Annotated in this window: 15 protein-coding genes and 1 pseudogene; 10 read left to right on the forward strand and 6 right to left on the reverse strand. The window is 63.7% G+C overall.

The genetic code is table 11. From position 1 onward, the window contains the following. Nucleotides 1-131 precede the first annotated feature (131 nt). The 6 genes and pseudogenes from TK06_RS02300 (at nt 132) to TK06_RS02320 (ending at nt 6,585) form a co-directional block, all read left to right on the forward strand. The gene (locus TK06_RS02300) at nt 132-1,268 is read left to right on the forward strand and encodes a glycerate kinase (RefSeq protein ID WP_063320630.1); all 1,137 of its coding nucleotides are present in this window, start codon (nt 132-134) and stop codon (nt 1,266-1,268) included. A 290-nt stretch (nt 1,269-1,558) separates the two neighbouring features. Next, nucleotides 1,559-2,329: pseudogene (locus TK06_RS33325) on the forward strand (MCP four helix bundle domain-containing protein); the annotation flags it as partial. Then, on the forward strand, nt 2,321-3,184 hold the full coding sequence (locus TK06_RS33330) for a methyl-accepting chemotaxis protein (RefSeq protein WP_371856948.1): 864 nt from the start codon (nt 2,321-2,323) through the stop codon (nt 3,182-3,184). The pseudogene TK06_RS33325 and the gene TK06_RS33330, both read left to right, overlap by 9 nt. A gap of 41 nt (nt 3,185-3,225) precedes the next feature. Then, a complete protein-coding gene (locus TK06_RS02310) occupies nt 3,226-4,410 on the forward strand; it encodes a pyridoxal phosphate-dependent aminotransferase (RefSeq protein ID WP_063320632.1) in 1,185 nt (394 codons plus the stop codon). A gap of 167 nt (nt 4,411-4,577) precedes the next feature. Next, nucleotides 4,578-5,279 carry a response regulator transcription factor gene (locus TK06_RS02315; protein WP_063320633.1) on the forward strand — a complete coding sequence of 234 codons (702 nt, stop codon included), beginning with the start codon at nt 4,578-4,580 and terminating at the stop codon, nt 5,277-5,279. 4 nt (nt 5,280-5,283) lie between these two features. Beyond that, the gene (locus TK06_RS02320; protein WP_063320634.1) at nt 5,284-6,585 is read left to right on the forward strand and encodes an ATP-binding protein; all 1,302 of its coding nucleotides are present in this window, start codon (nt 5,284-5,286) and stop codon (nt 6,583-6,585) included. A gap of 68 nt (nt 6,586-6,653) precedes the next feature. Here TK06_RS02320 and TK06_RS02325 read toward each other — a convergent pair whose 3' ends face one another. Together TK06_RS02325 and pncA are read right to left on the reverse strand one after the other, a co-directional pair. Next, complete coding sequence (locus TK06_RS02325; RefSeq protein WP_063320635.1) at nt 6,654-7,295, reverse strand: DUF1345 domain-containing protein; 642 nt, start codon at nt 7,293-7,295, stop codon at nt 6,654-6,656. Between the two features lie 41 nt (nt 7,296-7,336). Continuing rightward, nucleotides 7,337-7,990, reverse strand: a complete 654-nt coding sequence (pncA, locus tag TK06_RS02330) for a bifunctional nicotinamidase/pyrazinamidase (protein ID WP_063320636.1) — start codon at nt 7,988-7,990, stop codon at nt 7,337-7,339. A gap of 296 nt (nt 7,991-8,286) precedes the next feature. Here pncA and TK06_RS02335 point away from each other — a divergent pair, with 296 nt between their 5' ends. Next, a complete protein-coding gene (locus TK06_RS02335; protein WP_063320637.1) occupies nt 8,287-10,365 on the forward strand; it encodes a putative bifunctional diguanylate cyclase/phosphodiesterase in 2,079 nt (692 codons plus the stop codon). A 6-nt stretch (nt 10,366-10,371) separates the two neighbouring features. Here TK06_RS02335 and TK06_RS02340 read toward each other — a convergent pair whose 3' ends face one another. Then, complete coding sequence (locus TK06_RS02340; protein ID WP_063320638.1) at nt 10,372-11,475, reverse strand: DNA alkylation repair protein; 1,104 nt, start codon at nt 11,473-11,475, stop codon at nt 10,372-10,374. 251 nt (nt 11,476-11,726) lie between these two features. On the opposite strand from TK06_RS02340, the gene TK06_RS02345 reads away from it, so the two are divergent. Beyond that, entirely contained in the window at nt 11,727-12,035 is a 309-nt protein-coding gene (locus TK06_RS02345; RefSeq protein WP_063320639.1) for an RcnB family protein, read from the forward strand. On the opposite strand, the gene TK06_RS02350 is transcribed toward TK06_RS02345, so the two are convergent. Together TK06_RS02350 and TK06_RS02355 are read right to left on the reverse strand one after the other, a co-directional pair. Beyond that, nucleotides 12,032-12,355, reverse strand: a complete 324-nt coding sequence (locus TK06_RS02350; RefSeq protein ID WP_063320640.1) for a protealysin inhibitor emfourin — start codon at nt 12,353-12,355, stop codon at nt 12,032-12,034. The two genes, TK06_RS02345 and TK06_RS02350, sit on opposite strands and share 4 nt — an antisense overlap. Continuing rightward, nucleotides 12,355-13,416: a M4 family metallopeptidase gene (locus TK06_RS02355; protein WP_063320641.1), complete on the reverse strand. Its 1,062-nt coding sequence runs from the start codon at nt 13,414-13,416 to the stop codon at nt 12,355-12,357. The genes TK06_RS02350 and TK06_RS02355 overlap by 1 nt, the downstream gene beginning before the upstream one ends. A gap of 288 nt (nt 13,417-13,704) precedes the next feature. Here TK06_RS02355 and TK06_RS02360 point away from each other — a divergent pair, with 288 nt between their 5' ends. Then, complete coding sequence (locus TK06_RS02360) at nt 13,705-14,046, forward strand: FKBP-type peptidyl-prolyl cis-trans isomerase (protein ID WP_003202944.1); 342 nt, start codon at nt 13,705-13,707, stop codon at nt 14,044-14,046. A gap of 13 nt (nt 14,047-14,059) precedes the next feature. Here the strand turns inward: TK06_RS02360 and TK06_RS02365 are convergent, their stop codons facing one another. Beyond that, the gene (locus tag TK06_RS02365; protein ID WP_063320642.1) at nt 14,060-15,196 is read right to left on the reverse strand and encodes a cytochrome P450; all 1,137 of its coding nucleotides are present in this window, start codon (nt 15,194-15,196) and stop codon (nt 14,060-14,062) included. 82 nt (nt 15,197-15,278) lie between these two features. Between TK06_RS02365 and TK06_RS02370 the strand changes: the two genes are divergently transcribed. Further along, nucleotides 15,279-16,034: an ArsR/SmtB family transcription factor gene (locus tag TK06_RS02370; protein ID WP_063320643.1), complete on the forward strand. Its 756-nt coding sequence runs from the start codon at nt 15,279-15,281 to the stop codon at nt 16,032-16,034. The last annotated feature ends 52 nt before the right edge of the window (nt 16,035-16,086 follow it).

Below are 16,086 nucleotides of genomic sequence, written 5' to 3' on the forward strand. Positions count from 1 at the left end.
CAACCTGAATCTTCCTGGAAAACCTGTATTTGTGAATTTGAACAATAATGCCCGCTGCCTTTTGTGCAGCGGACCGGCATCATGGCGGCGGTCAACTGGCAGCATGCTGTGCATCGGAACCGGAGAATAATATGAAAATAGTCATCGCCCCCGACTCGTTCAAGGACAGCCTCAGTGCCCAGGGCGTCGCCGATGCCATCGCCCAGGGGCTGGCCGAGGTCTGGCCGGATGCGCAGTTGATCAAATGCCCGATGGCGGACGGCGGGGAGGGGACGGTGGAGTCGGTGTTGGCGGCCTGTCACGGTGAGTGGCGCCACACCCGGGTCCGCGGTCCGTTGGGTGTCGCTGTCGAGGCGCGCTGGGGCTGGTTGGCCGAGAGCCGCACCGCGATCATCGAAATGGCCGAAGCCAGTGGCTTGCAACTGGTGCCGCCGGGGCAACGCGACGCCTGTTCCAGCAGCACCTACGGCACCGGCGAGCTGATTCGCGCGGCCCTCGATGAGGGCGCTGGCCGGGTCATCCTGGCGATCGGCGGCAGTGCCACCAACGACGCCGGGGCCGGTGCGATGCAGGCCCTGGGCGTGGTGTTGCTGGATAACCAGGGCCAACCCCTTCCTCCCGGTGGCCTGGCCTTGGTGAACCTGTCGCACATCGACCTGAGTGAACTCGACCCACGCCTGGCCCGGGTCAGCTTCGAGATCGCCGCCGATGTCGATAACCCGCTGTGCGGCCCCCATGGCGCGTCCGTGGTTTTCGGTCCGCAGAAGGGCGCTTCGGCTTCTCAAGTGCAGGCACTGGACCGGGCCCTGGGGCATTTCGCCGAACGCTGCGCGCGGGCGCTGAACAAGGATGTGCGCGACGAGCCGGGCAGCGGCGCCGCCGGTGGCCTGGGGTTCGCGGCCAAGGCGTTCCTGGGGGCGCAGTTTCGTACCGGCGTGGACGTTGTCGCCCAATTGACCGGGCTGGCCGAGGCGGTCAGCGGTGCCGACCTGGTGATCACCGGCGAAGGCCGTTTCGACGCCCAGACCCTGCGCGGCAAGACCCCCTTCGGCGTGGCCCGCATCGCCCGCCAGCACGGTGTACCGGTGGTGGTCATTGCTGGCACGTTGGGGGAGGGTTACCAGGCGCTGTATGAACACGGCATCGACGCCGCCTTCGCCCTGGCCAGCGGACCGATGACCTTGCAGCAAGCCTGCACCGACGCCCCGCGCCTGCTGAGCGAGCGTGCCCGGGACATTGCACGGCTTTGGCGGGTGGCGCATCGATAAAGCGGTCGAACACTGTACCCGTGGCGAGGGAGCTTGCTCCCGTTGGGCCGCGAAGCGGCCCCGAAACCATCCACCGCAATGTGCAAGGTTGACCACGTTCGATTTGGGCTGCTGCGCAACCCAGCGGGAGCAAGCTCCCTCGCCACAAAAAGCATTGGGAAATATTTTTTTTACACAACCCTGCACAAACCCTAAAGCCCAGCCGATAACGGATTAAGCGTATACCCCCATAACTCCAATCAGTGCGCTTGCCAGCATGGACGCTCGACCCAACATTTCGAGGTCTTTCCATGTCCCTACGCAGCCTGAATATCGCCCCACGAGCCTTTCTCGGCTTCGCCGTCATCGCGTTGCTCGTCGTTATCCTCGGCGTATTCGCCGCCAACCGCATGTCTGTCATTCGCCAGGCCTCGCTGGAGATGGAACAGACCCAGGTGCCCAGCGTCGGCTATCTGGCCAATGTGCTGGAGAACGTGCTGCGCATGCGCATCCTCTCGTTCCGCATTCTGGTCAACCGGGATCCGGCCAGCCTGACCGAGGCCGAGAGCCGCATCGGCGTGCTGGTGGAAAAACTGAACAAGGCCAATAGCAGCTACGCCGCGCTGCCGAGCACGCCGCAGGAGGCCGAACTGTACAAGGTCTTTTCCGCGACCCTGGAAAAATACCTGCAAGCCCAGAAGGAAATGCTCGACCTGTCGCGGCAGAACAAGGCCGATGAGCTGCGCACCCACATCAATACGCGAATCAAGGAAGGTACCGACCTGATGGGCGAGCAGCTCAACAAGCTCATCGCGATCAACGTGGCCGGTGCCAGCGAATCATCGGCCAAGGCAGGTGAGCACTACGATAGCGCGATCACCGGCATCATTATTGTCTCGATCTCCGCCGCCCTGGCCACCGTGGTGCTGGCCTTGCTGCTGACCCGCAGCATCGTCGCGCCGCTCAACCGGGCATTGGAGGCTGCGCGGACCATTGCCAGCGGCAACCTGGTCCAGGTCATCGCGGACGATGGCAAGGATGAGCCCGGCCGGTTGCTCCAGGCCTTGGCCACCATGCAAGTCAGCCTGCGCCAGACCATCGAGCAGATTGCCGGTTCGGCCACTCAACTGGGCGCTGCGGCGCAAGAGCTGAGCGCCGTGACCCAGGAATCCTCCCGCGGCCTGCAACAGCAGCACAACGAAATCGAACAGGCGGCCACGGCGGTCAACGAAATGACCGCCGCGGTCGAAGAGGTAGCCCGTAACGCGGTGTCCACCTCCGAGGCGTCGAACCAATCGACCCAGGCCGCCCAGGAAGGCCGCACACGTGTGGTCGAAACCGTCGACGCGATCCAGACCATGACCCACGACGTGCAGGCCACCGCCTCGATGATCGAAGGCCTGGCGGTCCAGGGCCGCGACATCGGCAAGGTGCTGGACGTGATCCGCGCCATCGCCGAACAGACCAACCTGCTGGCCCTCAACGCCGCCATCGAAGCCGCTCGCGCCGGGGAGGCCGGACGCGGTTTTGCGGTGGTGGCCGACGAAGTCCGGGCCCTGGCCCATCGCACTGCGCAATCGACCCAGGAAATCGAAAAAATGGTCGCCGGTATCCAGAACGGCACCGGCCAGGCCGTGCAGTCGATGCAACAAAGCAACCAGCGTACCCAAAGCACTCTGGAAATGGCCCGCGCCGCCGGCGTGGCCCTGGAGCAGATCACTCAGTCGATCCACCAGATCAACGAGCGCAATCTGGTCATCGCCAGTGCATCGGAGGAACAGGCCCAGGTTTCCCGGGAAGTGGACCGCAACCTGGTGAACATTCGCGACCTGGCCACCCAGTCGGCCAGCGGCGCCAAACAGACCAGCGATGCGACCCACGAACTGTCGCGCCTGGCGGTGGGGTTGAATGCGATGGTGGCGCGGTTTGTGATTTGAGATAGGGTTGAGGCTGGATATCGCGCAATCAGGAGAGATACATGCGCTTTTCAGTCTTGACCCAACGCATCACCGGCGATGGTGCCGCCGCCTGGCAGATTCACGACCGGGCGCTGGCCATGCGCGAACAGGGCATGGATGTGTTGTTGCTGTCAGTGGGCGATCCGGACTTCGACACCCCGCGCGCCATTGTCGATGCTGCCGTGGGCAGCCTGCGGGCCGGTGAGACCCATTATTCGGACATCCGCGGCTTGCACACCTTGCGGACCAGTATTGCCCGGCGTCATCGCCTGCGTTGCGGCCAGCCTGCGGGGGCCGAACAGGTCGTCGTACTGCCGGGGGCGCAGTGCGCGGTGTATGCGGTCGCGCAATGCCTGCTCAACCCTGGCGACGAAGTCATCGTCGCCGAGCCGATGTATGTCACCTATGAAGCAGTGTTCGGTGCCTGCGGGGCGACAGTGGTGCCGGTGGCGGTCCGTCCGGAGAACGGTTTTCGGGTCGAACCTGCGGACGTTGCCCGTCTTGTGACCCCGCGTACCCGGGCGATGCTGCTCAACAGCCCGAACAACCCGTCCGGCGCCAGCCTGCCGATGCCCACCTGGCAGGCATTGGCCCGGTTGTGCATCGAACATGACCTGTGGCTGATCAGTGACGAGGTCTACAGCGACTTGCTCTATGACGGCGAGCACATCAGCCCCGCCAGCCTACCGGGCATGGCCGAGCGCACCGCGACGATCAACAGCCTGTCCAAATCCCACGCCATGACCGGCTGGCGCATTGGCTGGGTCATCGGCCCTGAATCCCTCGCCGACCATTTGGCAAACCTGTCCTTGTGTATGTTGTTTGGCCTGCCGGATTTCGTGCAACGCGCAGCCCAGGTTGCCCTGGAGCAGGCGTTGCCGGAAGTGGCGCAGATGCACGACGAGTATCGCCAGCGCCGGGACCTGGTGTGCGCCATGCTCGACGACTGCCCAGGCCTCAAGCCGGTGCGGCCCGATGGCGGCATGTTCGTGATGGTCGATGTGCGCCGGACCGGTCTCGACGCCCAGGCATTTGCCGAACGGTTGTTGGACGACTATGGCGTGTCGGTGCTGGCCGGCGAGGCGTTCGGGCCCAGTGCGGCAGGGCATATCCGCCTCGGGCTGGTGGTCGATCAGGTGAAGCTGGCGGATGCTTGCCAGCGGATCACCTCGTGTGCGGCGGATCTGCTGCGGGCCCAGCGGTAACGTTTTGTAGTGGCTGTGTGAAATTGTGTAAGGGTTTTGCTCGTGGATGAGCGGGGGCGTATATCCTTGGCAGCTTGAGATTTTCTGCGCCTGTGGCGTCTCCATCGCGAGCAAGCTCGCTCGCGATGAGGCCCAACCAGGCGCCACAGCACTTTCTGGAAACACCCATGCCCAACATCCTCCTGGTCGAAGACGACTGCGCACTCTCCGAACTGATCGCCAGTTACCTGGAGCGCAACGGTTATCAGGTCAGCGTGCTCAGCCGTGGCGATCATGTGCGTGAACGGGCACGCGTCGATCCGCCGGACCTGGTGATTCTCGACCTGATGCTGCCGGGGCTGGACGGCTTGCAAGTCTGCCGCCTGCTGCGGGCCGACTCGGCGACCTTGCCGATCTTGATGCTCACTGCCCGGGACGACAGCCACGACCAGGTCCTGGGCCTGGAGATGGGCGCCGATGACTACGTCACCAAGCCTTGCGAGCCCCGGGTGCTGCTGGCGCGAGTGCGTACCTTGTTGCGCCGCAGCAGCCTGACCGAGCCGCAGACGGTCAACGACCGCATCCTCATGGGCAACCTCTGCATCGACCTGTCCGAGCGCACCGTAACCTGGCGCGGACAAGCGGTGGAGCTGTCCAGCGGCGAATACAACCTGCTGGTGGTGCTGGCCCGGCATTCCGGCGAAGTACTGAGCCGAGACCAGATCCTGCAGCGCCTGCGCGGCATCGAGTTCAACGGCACCGACCGTTCGGTGGACGTGGCGATTTCCAAGTTGCGGCGCAAGTTCGACGACAATGCCGACGAAGCCCGCAAGATCAAGACCGTGTGGGGCAAGGGTTATCTGTTCAGTCGTTCCGAGTGGGAATGTTGAACCGATGTGGAAGCTGCTGATTCGCCTTTACCTGGTCACTATCGTGTCCTACAGCGCGGCGATCTACCTGATGCCGGAACTGGTGATCCGCCTGTTCCAAGACCGTTTCATGACCTACAACCTCGATTACTCCCGTGGCCTGCAAACCTTGATGGTCAAGCAGTTCCGCGCCGTGCCCAGCGAGCAGTGGCCGGCGCTGGCGGCGCAGATGGACAAGGAGTTCGAGCCGCTGCGCATCGAGCTGGCGGCGATCGATGACGGCGGCTTCAGTGCCGATGAGCAGGCACGTCTCAAGCGCGGCGAGAACGTGGTGCGTATCGGTGACTGGGCCTGGCGCACCTTGGCGGCGGCGCCGCTGGACGGGCGCACAGCGGTGAAGATGGTCGTGCCGCCGGACCCGGCCGACGTCAGCTGGTTGTACTGGAGCATCAACGTGTTGATCGGCGCGACCATGCTGGCCTGCCTGTTGCTCTGGTTGCGGCCTCACTGGCGCGACCTGGAGCGCCTCAGGCGCACCGCCGAACGCTTCGGCAAAGGTCATCTGGGTGAGCGTACGCACATTGCCTCCAGTTCGAACATCGGCAGCCTGGCCCATGTGTTCGACACCATGGCGGGTGACATCGAGAACCTGCTCAACCAACAGCGGGACCTGCTCAACGCCGTGTCCCACGAACTGCGCACGCCACTGACACGGCTCGACTTCGGCCTGGCCCTGGCGCTGTCCGATGACCTGCCGCCGGCCAGTCGCGAGCGCCTGCAAGGGTTGGTGGCGCACATTCGTGAGCTGGATGAGTTGGTGCTGGAACTGCTGTCCTACAGCCGTCTGCAGAACCCGCAACGCCTGCCCGAACGGGTCGAGGTGGCATTGGACGAGTTCATCGACAGCATCCTGGGCAGCGTCGACGAGGACCTGGCGGCGCCGGACGTGGTGATCGACGTGCTGCTGCATGGGGCGCTGGAGCGTTTCGTACTGGACCCACGCCTGACCGCACGGGCCTTGCAGAACCTGCTGCGCAATGCCATGCGCTATTGCGAAAAGCGCATCCAGGTGGGCGTGCTGGTCAGTGATCAAGGCTGTGAGATCTGGGTCGACGACGATGGCATCGGCATTCCCGACAGCGAACGCGAGCGCGTGTTCGAGCCGTTCTACCGTTTGGATCGCAGCCGCGACCGCGCCACCGGTGGCTTTGGCCTTGGCCTGGCCATCAGCCGCCGAGCCCTGGAAGCCCAGGGCGGCACGCTGACCGTCGAAGCCTCGCCGCTGGGCGGGGCGCGCTTCAGGCTGTGGCTGCCAACACCCGCTTGAGCCTCGGTCCGATCTCTGTGGCGAGGGAGCTTGCTCCCGCTGGACCGCGAAGCGGTCCCAATGGCCCCTTACCCAAACAACCCCGCCGCAATATTGATCGAAAACCCCAGGATCGCCGTGTTGAACACAAACCCGATCAACGACTGCGCCAGGACGATCTTGCGCAGCTGCCGGGTGGCGACTCCCACGTCGGACGTCTGCACCGCGACCCCGATGGTGAAAGAGAAATACAGGAAGTCCCAATAGTTGGGCGTGGTCAGCCCTTCGGCAAACCGTAGCGCCGGCTCCTTGCCTTCCCAGGTGTAATACAACCGCGCGTAGTGCACGCTGAAGATCACCCCGATCAGCAACCACGAACCGATCACGGTCATTGCCGTGAAACCGTAATGCAGCAGTTTGCCGGCGGCGTCCAGGTCGCGGCTGCCGGCCAGTTCGAAGGTGATGGTTGCCAGGCTGGCCAATGCCGCGATGCAGACCACCAGCAGGACCAGCCCGGCATTTTCATCTTCGATTTCGGCGATGCGCCGGACGTCGGGCGCCTTGGCCCGCACGGTCAGCCAGGACATCAGCACCAGGTAGGTCCAGACGCCGACATTCCAGCCGATCAGGATTTTGCTGATGATCGAGTCCACGGGAACCAGGATACCCACCGCCAGGCCAAGGACCGTGGCGCTGGACAGACGCGGGTGGGTGCGGGCGAGGAAGGGCATGGAGACTCACTGTCCGGAACGGAGGCGCCTAGTATGAGCCGTCAAGCGAAGGGGCGGCCATCTATCGCGCTGGAGTCGATCAATTGCACGCCCGCTTCCTGCATCCGTCGGATTGCCGCCTCCATCGAGCCGTCGATATCGATGCCCCGGCAGGCATCCAGTATCACCAGCGCATTGAACCCCGCCAACCGGGCATCCAGCGCCGAGAACATCACGCAGAAATCCAGGGCCAGCCCCACCAGGTACACGGTGTCGATGCCGCGTTCCTTGAGATAGCCGGTCAAGCCGGTAGGGGTCAGGTGATCCGCTTCCATGAAGGCTGAATAGCTGTCGATGTCCGGGTTGCAGCCCTTGCGAATGATCAGCTTGGCATGGGGGAGGTCGAGTGCCGGGTGCAGCGCGGCGCCATTGCTGCCCTGTATGCAGTGGTCGGGCCAGAGTTTCTGCTCGCCGTAGGGCAATTGGACGATGTCGAACGGCTGCTTGCCTGGATGGCTGGACGCAAACGAGGCGTGCCCGGCCGGGTGCCAGTCCTGGGCAAGGACGACGTGCCTGAATGAATGGCCGAGTTGGTTGATCAGCGGCACGATCTCATCGCCGCCTGGCACGGCCAGTTGGCCGCCGGGGATGAAGTCGTTCTGTACATCGATGACTACCAGCGCAGTGGTCAAAGCCCGGTTGGCGGGAACGCCCATGAATGAATCCTCCTTGAAGTGGTTCTTCGATAGTAGCTGAACGGCTTGGGCCTGGTGCGTAGACTGACGCACCGCCATCGCGAGCAGCCTCGCTCCCACAACGAATCTGCGGTGAACGCAGGATTGATGGTTTACAAAAATAGTCCTTCTGCGAGGGGTGGTGTCTTTCGTCGAAAATATTCCAGCGTTGATGGCTTTTTGATATTTGGTTCGTGCGTCCCTGTCACGATTAAGTACAATCGCCGGCCTTCAACCGGGCATGGAAGCAGTCCGGTCTCCAGTTACGAGAAAAAAACATGCTCATCGGCAGTTATTCCCCCGCCCTTGTTTCGATTTCCTTGTTTGTTGCTGTGCTGGCTTCCTATACCGCCCTGGACCTGGCCGGGCGGATCGCGACCGCCCAGGGGCGCGCCGCGCATTTGTGGATGGCCGGGGGCGCGCTGGCGATGGGGGTGGGGATCTGGTCCATGCACTTCATCGGCATGCTCGCGTTCAGCTTGCCGGTGGAGCTTGGCTACGACGTATCCATCACCGCGCTGTCGCTGCTGGTCGCGATTCTTTCCAGCGGTTTTGCCCTGTGGCTGGTCAGCCAGCCGCGATTGCCGGCGTGGCAACTGGCGTTCGGCGCGCTGATCATGGGCGCCGGGATCAGCACCATGCACTACACCGGCATGGCCGCACTGCGAATGCAGCCAGGCATCGATTATGACCCGACACTGTTCGGGGCTTCGTTGGTGATTGCTGTCGGCGCTTCGGCGGCGGCGTTGTGGATTGCCTTTCGCCTGCGCCAGAACACGCCCCACGTGCGCCTGGCTCGTGCAGGCGCTGCGGTGGTCATGGGTGTCGCCATCGTCGGCATGCACTACACCGGCATGGCCGGGGCGCGGTTCAGCGACGGTAGCTTTTGTGGCTCCCTGGACGGCTTGAGCGGCAAGGGCCTGGACAATCTGGTGTTGATCACCACCCTGGCGGTGCTGGCCATCGCCTTGCTGACGTCGATTCTCGATGCGCGCCTGGAAGCCCGTACTGCGGAGTTGGCCCAATCGCTGACCCTGGCCAACCGGGAACTGACCCAGTTGGCCCTGCACGACCCCCTCACCGGACTGCCCAACCGGGTATTGCTGGCTGATCGTATCGACCAGGCCATGCACCGGGTGCAAGAGCAGGGTGGCTGCTTCGCCCTGATGTTCATCGACCTGGATGGTTTCAAGCCGGTCAACGACGCCTTCGGTCACCACATGGGCGATTTGTTGCTGCGGGACGTGGCCCTGCGCCTGCGTGAGGACCTGCGCAGCCAGGACACCCTGGCGCGGATCGGCGGTGATGAGTTCGTGCTGCTGGTGCAACTGGCTGAACCCGACGACGCCTTGCGATTGGCGGCACGTCAGGTCGGCCTGATCGCACGCACGTTCCGGGTGGCTGAGCATGACTTGCAGATCTCCGCCAGCGTCGGTATCGCCCTTTACCCTGGCAACGGCCAGAGCGCCGACGAACTGTTGATGAACGCCGACGCCGCGATGTACCACGCCAAGGGCGCCGGCAAGAACGGCTACAGCTTTTTCGACGCGTCGATGAACAGCAACGCCCGCAAGCAATTGCAGTTGCTGCAAGACCTGCGCATCGCCGTCGAACAGCGGCAATTCAGCCTGTACTACCAGCCCAAGTTCGATGCCGCCAACGGCCAGCCGGTCGGCGCCGAGGCCTTGTTGCGCTGGAGCCATCCGACCCAGGGCCTGTTGATGCCCGACACCTTCATCGACCTGGCGGAAAAGACCGGGTTGATCATCCCCATCGGCGAATGGGTGTTGAACGAAGCCTGTCGGCAGATGCGTGAATGGTACGTGCTCGGTTATACCGATTGGCGCATTGCGGTGAACCTGTCGGCGTTGCAGTTCTGCCATACCGGTTTGGTGCAGAGCGTGGCCAAGGCCCTGGAAACGCATCAGCTGCCGGCCAACAGCCTGACCCTGGAAATCACCGAAACCACCGCCATGAGCGATGCGGACGCGAGCATGACGGTGCTGCAACAGCTCTCGGACATGGGCGTGGACCTGTCCATCGACGACTTCGGCACCGGCTATTCGAGCCTGATGTACCTCAAGCGCCTGCCGGCCAACGAGCTGAAGATCGATCGCGGCTTCGTGCGTGACCTGGAGCACGACAGCGATGACGCGGCGATCGTCTCGGCCATCGTCGCCCTCGGCCAGGCCCTGGGCCTGCGGATCGTCGCCGAAGGTGTGGAGACCGATGTGCAACAAGACTTCCTGACCCAGTTGGGCTGCGATTCGCTGCAGGGCTATCTGCTGGGGCATCCACTGCCGGCTGAGCGGTTCATCCACGACATTCGCCAGGCACAACGGGTGGCGGTGGGCTGAGCCACTTCAAGGCACGATGTCGAACGCCGTGCTGCCAAGTCGCTCGCCGTTGACCAGCAAGTGCACGGCATGCCGGCCCGCGTAGTGTTTGCGGGTGGTCAACTCGCGAATGTGCTGGGAGCGGCTGAGGTTGACGCAACCCTGGGCGGGCAGGTCGAAGGTCTTGAGCTTGAAGACTTTGGCCGAGGTGCCGCCCGAGGCTTTCACGTAGTCGACGGCATAGTCGATCACCAGGCGTTGGCTCTGCCCGAGGGTTGATTGCACCGTGAAGGACAGCGTGACCTGTTCCCCCAGGCGAATCACCGCAGGCGTCACTTGCAAATCCAGCACCTGGACCTGCGCCTTGCCGCCGACCCCGATGACGCCCAACGCCCTGGGGTTGCCTTGTTTGATCAGGCTGCGCAGCGCGTGCCGGGCGATCCATGCCGTGTGGCGGTCTTGCAGCGGCCAACCTTCGATCTGGTCCAGCACCCAGTCGGGATGCTGCTTGGTGACGTCGTTGAGGTGGTTGGCCACGGATTTGCGCACATAAAGGCTATCGTCGGCCTTGAGCGTGTCGAGGATCGCGGCGGCGAGGTCAGGGTTGGCCTGGATCGGCTCCAGGTGAAACGACCACGGCAAGCGTGGCCGGCTGCCTTCGCTGGCCAGGCGGCGTACGTGCTCGTTGGCGTCCAGCGCCCAGTCGTGCATGACCTTGAGGGTGCGTTCCAGGTCATCGCGCAGGAAGTGCCGCACGGCGAACTCCGACGAGCCGAACCGGGTGAAATACTTGAGCGCGTCCAAAGACACGTCGAAGCGATGCCGGCCATAAGACGCCACGTAGTGTGGCAGGAACATGCTGACGAACATGCTGTTCAGACGCGGGGCCAGGGCGCGCAGCACTTCCAGCGAAGCTTCATAACCGAGGGGCAGTACCGCATGCAGGCACTCACTGACCCGGGCCATGCGCTGCATCACCGATAACTCGGCCAGCCCATCGTTAGCCATGTGCAAGAACGCCTTGGCGTCGAATGCCGGATACACCGCGCGCATTTCGTTGGCGATGTGTTCCAGGCGGGCGCTGTTGAAGATTTCCTTGAGGGCAGGGGAGGCAGTGGTCGAAGTCGTCATGGCAGGGTCCGTCGTGCAGGGCTTGTCACTATATCCCGTGGCGAGGGAGCTTGCTCCCGCTCGGCTGCGCAGCAGTCGTAACCCCCGTGAATGCCGCATCACTGAATGACCGCGTCGCCTGGATTGGGGCCGCTGTGCAGCCCGGCGGAAGCAAGCTCCCTCGCCACGGGGTACAGTTTCCAGGAATTAAGGAATGATTCGCCGCCCGCGAAGTCCCAGATTCAGTCCCTCGAATAACTGGAGTTTTTTCTATGCGCAAACCATCCCTGATCGCCAGCCTGGTCCTGATCGCCGGCCTTGGAGCCCTTGGGCCTGTTGCGCAAGCGGTCGAGAAAACCGGAGACGCCCTGGAGCATTCGCCGAGCAATGGCCGCAGGCTGGTGGAGAACGACCGGGTACCGGCGGACTACCAGCGCGCGGACAGGGCCATGAAAGACTGGAAACAGAAGGAACTCGAGCAACCGACAAACGAGCAGCAATGGGTGCAGATCGACGACAAATACCTGCTGATCGAAACCGTATCCGGCGCCATCGTCAAGATCGTGCCGGCCACACGCTAGAGCACTTCGCCCTTGTCCCACAGGTGAACCAGCTCGCCGGGTGCCTGGTCCTCAGGCACCTGCAGTACCATCTCGTCATCCTGGTCGTTGGCGCGATAGCGCACCTCGATCTGGAAAAAACGCTGGTCGCCGCGCCCAGGCGTGGAGGACGTCAATGGCAGGCAACCCTCCAGGACCGAACAGATGCGCGTGCGCTGGTCGAGGTCGCACTGGGCGAATTCGATTTCCCGTGGCCGGGTCAGCGCATGGATGGCGGCCACGCCACCTTGGCGCGACAGCCGTACCACGGCTTTGTCGTCGAGGTCTGGAAGGGTTTTCATCAGCTCTCCTGTGTCAGGTCGACGCCGACCTGGGCCCAGCCGTTCTGTACCGCTTGCACTTCCCGCGTGCCGAAGCGCTGGCGGGCGTGCTCGACGGTCAGGCGGGCGAAGGCGCTGAAGGACGCGTCATTGGCCAATCTTCGGTCGCACAAGGTTTCATACCAGATCCGGCCGGCCTTTTCCCAGGCAAATCCGCCCAGCGTGGTCGCCACCAGATAAAAGGCCCGGTTGGGAATGCCCGAGTTGATGTGCACGCCGCCGTTGTCTTCACGGGTAATGACGAATTCGCGCATGTGCGCCGGTTGTGGGTCCTTGCCCAGCAACGGGTCATCGTAGGCGCTGCCGGGGTTGGACATGCTGCGCAGGCCGTCGCCGTTGATCTTGTCGGTGAGCAGGTCGGCGCCGATCAGCCAGTCGGCTTGGTCGGCGGTCTGTTCAAGTACGAACTGCTTGACCAGCACACCGAACACGTCGGAGATGGATTCGTTCAGCGCACCGGACTGGTTGGCGTAGATCAACCCGGCTTCGCTTTCGGTGACGCCATGGGCCAGCTCGTGGGCCACCACGTCCAGGGAACGGGTGAAGCGTTGGAAGATTTCACCATCGCCGTCGCCGAACACCATCTGCGCGCCGTTCCAGAAGGCGTTTTCATAGCCCTGGCCATAATGCACGCTGCCCACCAGGGCGAAGCCTTTATTGTCGATGGAGTCGCGCCCCAGCACGTTCCAGAAAAAATCATAAGTGGCGCCGAGGGCGTCGTAGGCTTCGTCCACGGCCGGGTCGCCACTGGCCCGCTGGCCTTCCAGGCGGACCGGCTGGCCGGGCAGTTCCATGCTGTTCTGGGCGTCATGCACGCTGCGTTGCGGCTGTCCGGCCTTGCCGGGCTTGGGCAGCTTCGCGGCGGCGGGAAGGTTGCCGGGCGGGCCGGGGTTGTGCCGTAGGCTGCGCACGTGGGTCAAGGTGCCGAGAGCGCTGGAGCGCTGCTGTTCGGAGCCGTGGGCGATGATGCGATTGAGGATGTATGGCGGAATGAAACCGTGGAGCGGACGAGAGTCGAACATCAGAAAATCCTTATCTGAAATGCAGGGTCGATACCCATGTGAACCGAAGAGGCCGCTGCGGTTCCCTAGCGGGCGGGTTTGTGTGATCGACCCCTGTGGCGAGGGAGCTTGCTCCCGCTGGGCTGCGAAGCAGCCCCAAAACCTTGCCCCTGAATGTGTCAGGCAGACCGCATGCAACCTGTCGGGTCGCGGCGCAACCCAGCGGGAGCAAGCTCCCTCGCCACAAAAGATTGCCAGATGCCTGGAATTCTGCGAAAACCCGGCGCTTGAATGACACGGACAGATCCCATGAATGAAGAACTGCAAATCATCGACCTGGAACAGGGCGATGGCAAAAGCGTAGTCAAAGGTGCGCTGATCACCACCCAATACCGCGGCACCCTCGAAGATGGCACCGAATTCGATTCGTCCTACAGTCGCGGCAAGCCGTTCCAATGCGTGATCGGCACCGGTCGCGTCATCAAGGGCTGGGATCTGGGCCTGATGGGCATGCAAGTCGGTGGCAAGCGCAAGTTGTGGGTGCCGGCGCACCTGGCCTACGGTGAGCGGTCCATGGGTGCCCACATCAAGCCCAACGCCAATCTGATCTTTGAAATCGAGTTGCTGGAAGTCCTGACCCGCGACGACTGATGGGCTGAGCGGGTCATGGCCTGTCGGTACGTGATCGCTCGCTGAACAGCGGGATGCGGCCGTTGACGGAGGGGCGATAGCGCCAGGCTAGCTGATCCAGTGGCGGTTGCTGCTCGATAATCGCCGCCAGTGTGGCGCGGGCGATGTCCATCGCCAGGGTTTGGCCTGGGCATTCATGGCGCCCGCTGCCGAAGCTGAAACTGCGGCGGTTCGGGCGGTCGAGCAGCAGGGTGTCTGGTCGGGGGTTGAGTTGCGGGTCGCGGTTGGCTGAGGCCAGCAGCACCAAGACAACCTCCCCAGGGTTCAGCGCAGTGCCGAGGATTTCGCAGGGCGCGGCGACGAAGCGGCGAGTGTTTTGCACCGGCGGGTCGAAACGTTGGACTTCGGCCAGCAATGAGTCGACCTGTGTGGGAGCCTCCCGCAGCGTCCGGCGCAACGCTGGATCGCCGATCAGTGCCAGCAACGCGTTGCCAATCAGGCCAGCGGTGGCTTCATAGGTTTGCGAGAACAGCCCGATCAGGTTGGCGATTTTACTGTCCGGATCAGCGCCTTCGAAGCCTTGGTCAATGCCCCGCAACACAGCGTTGTCCTGCGCCTCTATCCGCGCCTGGAATAAACTGGCCAGTTGCTCGCTGGCCTGGTGCGCCGCGTCCAGTTGCTGTGCTTGGCTCAACGGCGATAGGCCGGCGACGAAGTCTGCGGTCAATTCGCTGACCCGGTGACAGTCCGTCGGGCAGAAACCCAGCAACGCCGCGACCACGCTGGCCGGCCCGATGAACTGGGCCTGGTGCAGGCCTTCGGCGCCCCCTTGGAGAACGCGGGCCCTGACCAGTGCCTCGACCTGCCGGGGGGCGATGTCCTGCAACCGCGGCGCAATCGCCGCCCTCGGGCAACGCTGCTGTTCCCCTTCGTTCATGCGCATCAGGAGCCCGAACACCCGCCCCGCCGGCCCCTCGGCGATGGCCTTTGGCACCGGCTCGTGGGCCGGACGCACATGGCAATCGGGATGGTGCAGCACCGCGCACACGGCCTCGGCGCTGCTGGCGATCCACTGGTTCAGTTCGGGATCGAAGGCCAGCCCGCCGGCAGCGCGCAGGGCGGCATAAAAAGGATAGGGGGCGGAATGTGTCGCGGCGGTGATCGGGTCCATGAAGCGCGGCCTTGTTCGTGATGGAGAAAGTGTTGCTACTATCTCCAGTCGATGCATGGCTTGATTCGTCGGGGAGCGAAATATGAACGCAGAGCACCATGACCTGGGCGTGTCCCAAGTGGCGGCGGCCATTGCCGAACCGGCGCGCACCCGGATGCTGTGCGCGTTGATGGATGGCCATGCCCGCACCAGCACCGAATTGGCGAGCATTGCCGAGGTCAGCGCCTCGACCGCCAGCGCCCATCTGGCGAAACTCAAGCAAATGGCCTTGGTGCGCTTGCATGTCCAGGGCCGTCATCGTTATTACAGCCTGGCCGACCCGCGCGTCGCCCAGGCACTGGAGGCACTGATGGTGATCGGCCAGAGCGCCGCACCGACCTTCACCCCGCGCACACCGGATCGCCTGCAATTTGCCCGCACCTGTTACGACCATATGGCCGGCACTCTGGCGGTGCGCCTGCATGACCGGATGATTGAGGCTGGATGGCTGATAGAGGTGGAAGGCGATGGCTATCGGCTGAGTGATTCCGGCGAGGCGGTGCTCGAGGGCTTGGGCATCGATGTCCTGCACCTTGCCACGCAACGCCGTCGATTCGCCTGCCCCTGCCTGGATTGGAGCATGCGCCGCCCCCACCTGGGCGGTGCCTTGGGCGCGGCGTTGCTGCAAGTGGCGATCAAGCGCAAATGGGTGATCCAGGACCTGGACAGTCGGGCGCTGGGGGTGACGGCCAGTGGTCGCCGGGAGATGGCGGGGCGGTTTGGGGTCAGTGCCGAAATCGATGCCAAGCCCGCCTCCGTCATCGCGAGCAAGCTCGCTCCCACAGTGGGCCTGCGCTGAACACAAGACCCATGAACACCCAAGATCCCGGGGGGCAGCGAGCTTGCTCGCG

This window comes from Pseudomonas fluorescens (assembly GCF_001623525.1).
Classification (GTDB): Bacteria; Pseudomonadota; Gammaproteobacteria; order Pseudomonadales; family Pseudomonadaceae; genus Aquipseudomonas; species Aquipseudomonas fluorescens_Q.

Excerpts from the sequence above, each read along its gene's own strand:
- TK06_RS02370 (WP_063320643.1), top strand. The coding sequence starts at position 15,279 with ATGAACGCAGAGCACCATGACCTGGGCGTGTCCCAAGTGGCGGCGGCC.
- TK06_RS02310 (WP_063320632.1), top strand. The coding sequence starts at position 3,226 with ATGCGCTTTTCAGTCTTGACCCAACGCATCACCGGCGATGGTGCCGCC.
- TK06_RS02300 (WP_063320630.1), top strand. The coding sequence starts at position 132 with ATGAAAATAGTCATCGCCCCCGACTCGTTCAAGGACAGCCTCAGTGCC.
- TK06_RS02345 (WP_063320639.1), top strand. The coding sequence starts at position 11,727 with ATGCGCAAACCATCCCTGATCGCCAGCCTGGTCCTGATCGCCGGCCTT.
- TK06_RS02355 (WP_063320641.1), bottom strand. The coding sequence starts at position 13,416 with ATGTTCGACTCTCGTCCGCTCCACGGTTTCATTCCGCCATACATCCTC.
- TK06_RS02320 (WP_063320634.1), top strand. The coding sequence starts at position 5,284 with ATGTGGAAGCTGCTGATTCGCCTTTACCTGGTCACTATCGTGTCCTAC.
- TK06_RS02315 (WP_063320633.1), top strand. The coding sequence starts at position 4,578 with ATGCCCAACATCCTCCTGGTCGAAGACGACTGCGCACTCTCCGAACTG.
- pncA (WP_063320636.1), bottom strand. The coding sequence starts at position 7,990 with ATGGGCGTTCCCGCCAACCGGGCTTTGACCACTGCGCTGGTAGTCATC.
- TK06_RS02350 (WP_063320640.1), bottom strand. The coding sequence starts at position 12,355 with ATGAAAACCCTTCCAGACCTCGACGACAAAGCCGTGGTACGGCTGTCG.
- TK06_RS02365 (WP_063320642.1), bottom strand. The coding sequence starts at position 15,196 with ATGGACCCGATCACCGCCGCGACACATTCCGCCCCCTATCCTTTTTAT.
- TK06_RS33330 (WP_371856948.1), top strand. The coding sequence starts at position 2,321 with ATGCAAGTCAGCCTGCGCCAGACCATCGAGCAGATTGCCGGTTCGGCC.
- TK06_RS02360 (WP_003202944.1), top strand. The coding sequence starts at position 13,705 with ATGAATGAAGAACTGCAAATCATCGACCTGGAACAGGGCGATGGCAAA.
- TK06_RS02325 (WP_063320635.1), bottom strand. The coding sequence starts at position 7,295 with ATGCCCTTCCTCGCCCGCACCCACCCGCGTCTGTCCAGCGCCACGGTC.
- TK06_RS02340 (WP_063320638.1), bottom strand. The coding sequence starts at position 11,475 with ATGACGACTTCGACCACTGCCTCCCCTGCCCTCAAGGAAATCTTCAAC.
- TK06_RS02335 (WP_063320637.1), top strand. The coding sequence starts at position 8,287 with ATGCTCATCGGCAGTTATTCCCCCGCCCTTGTTTCGATTTCCTTGTTT.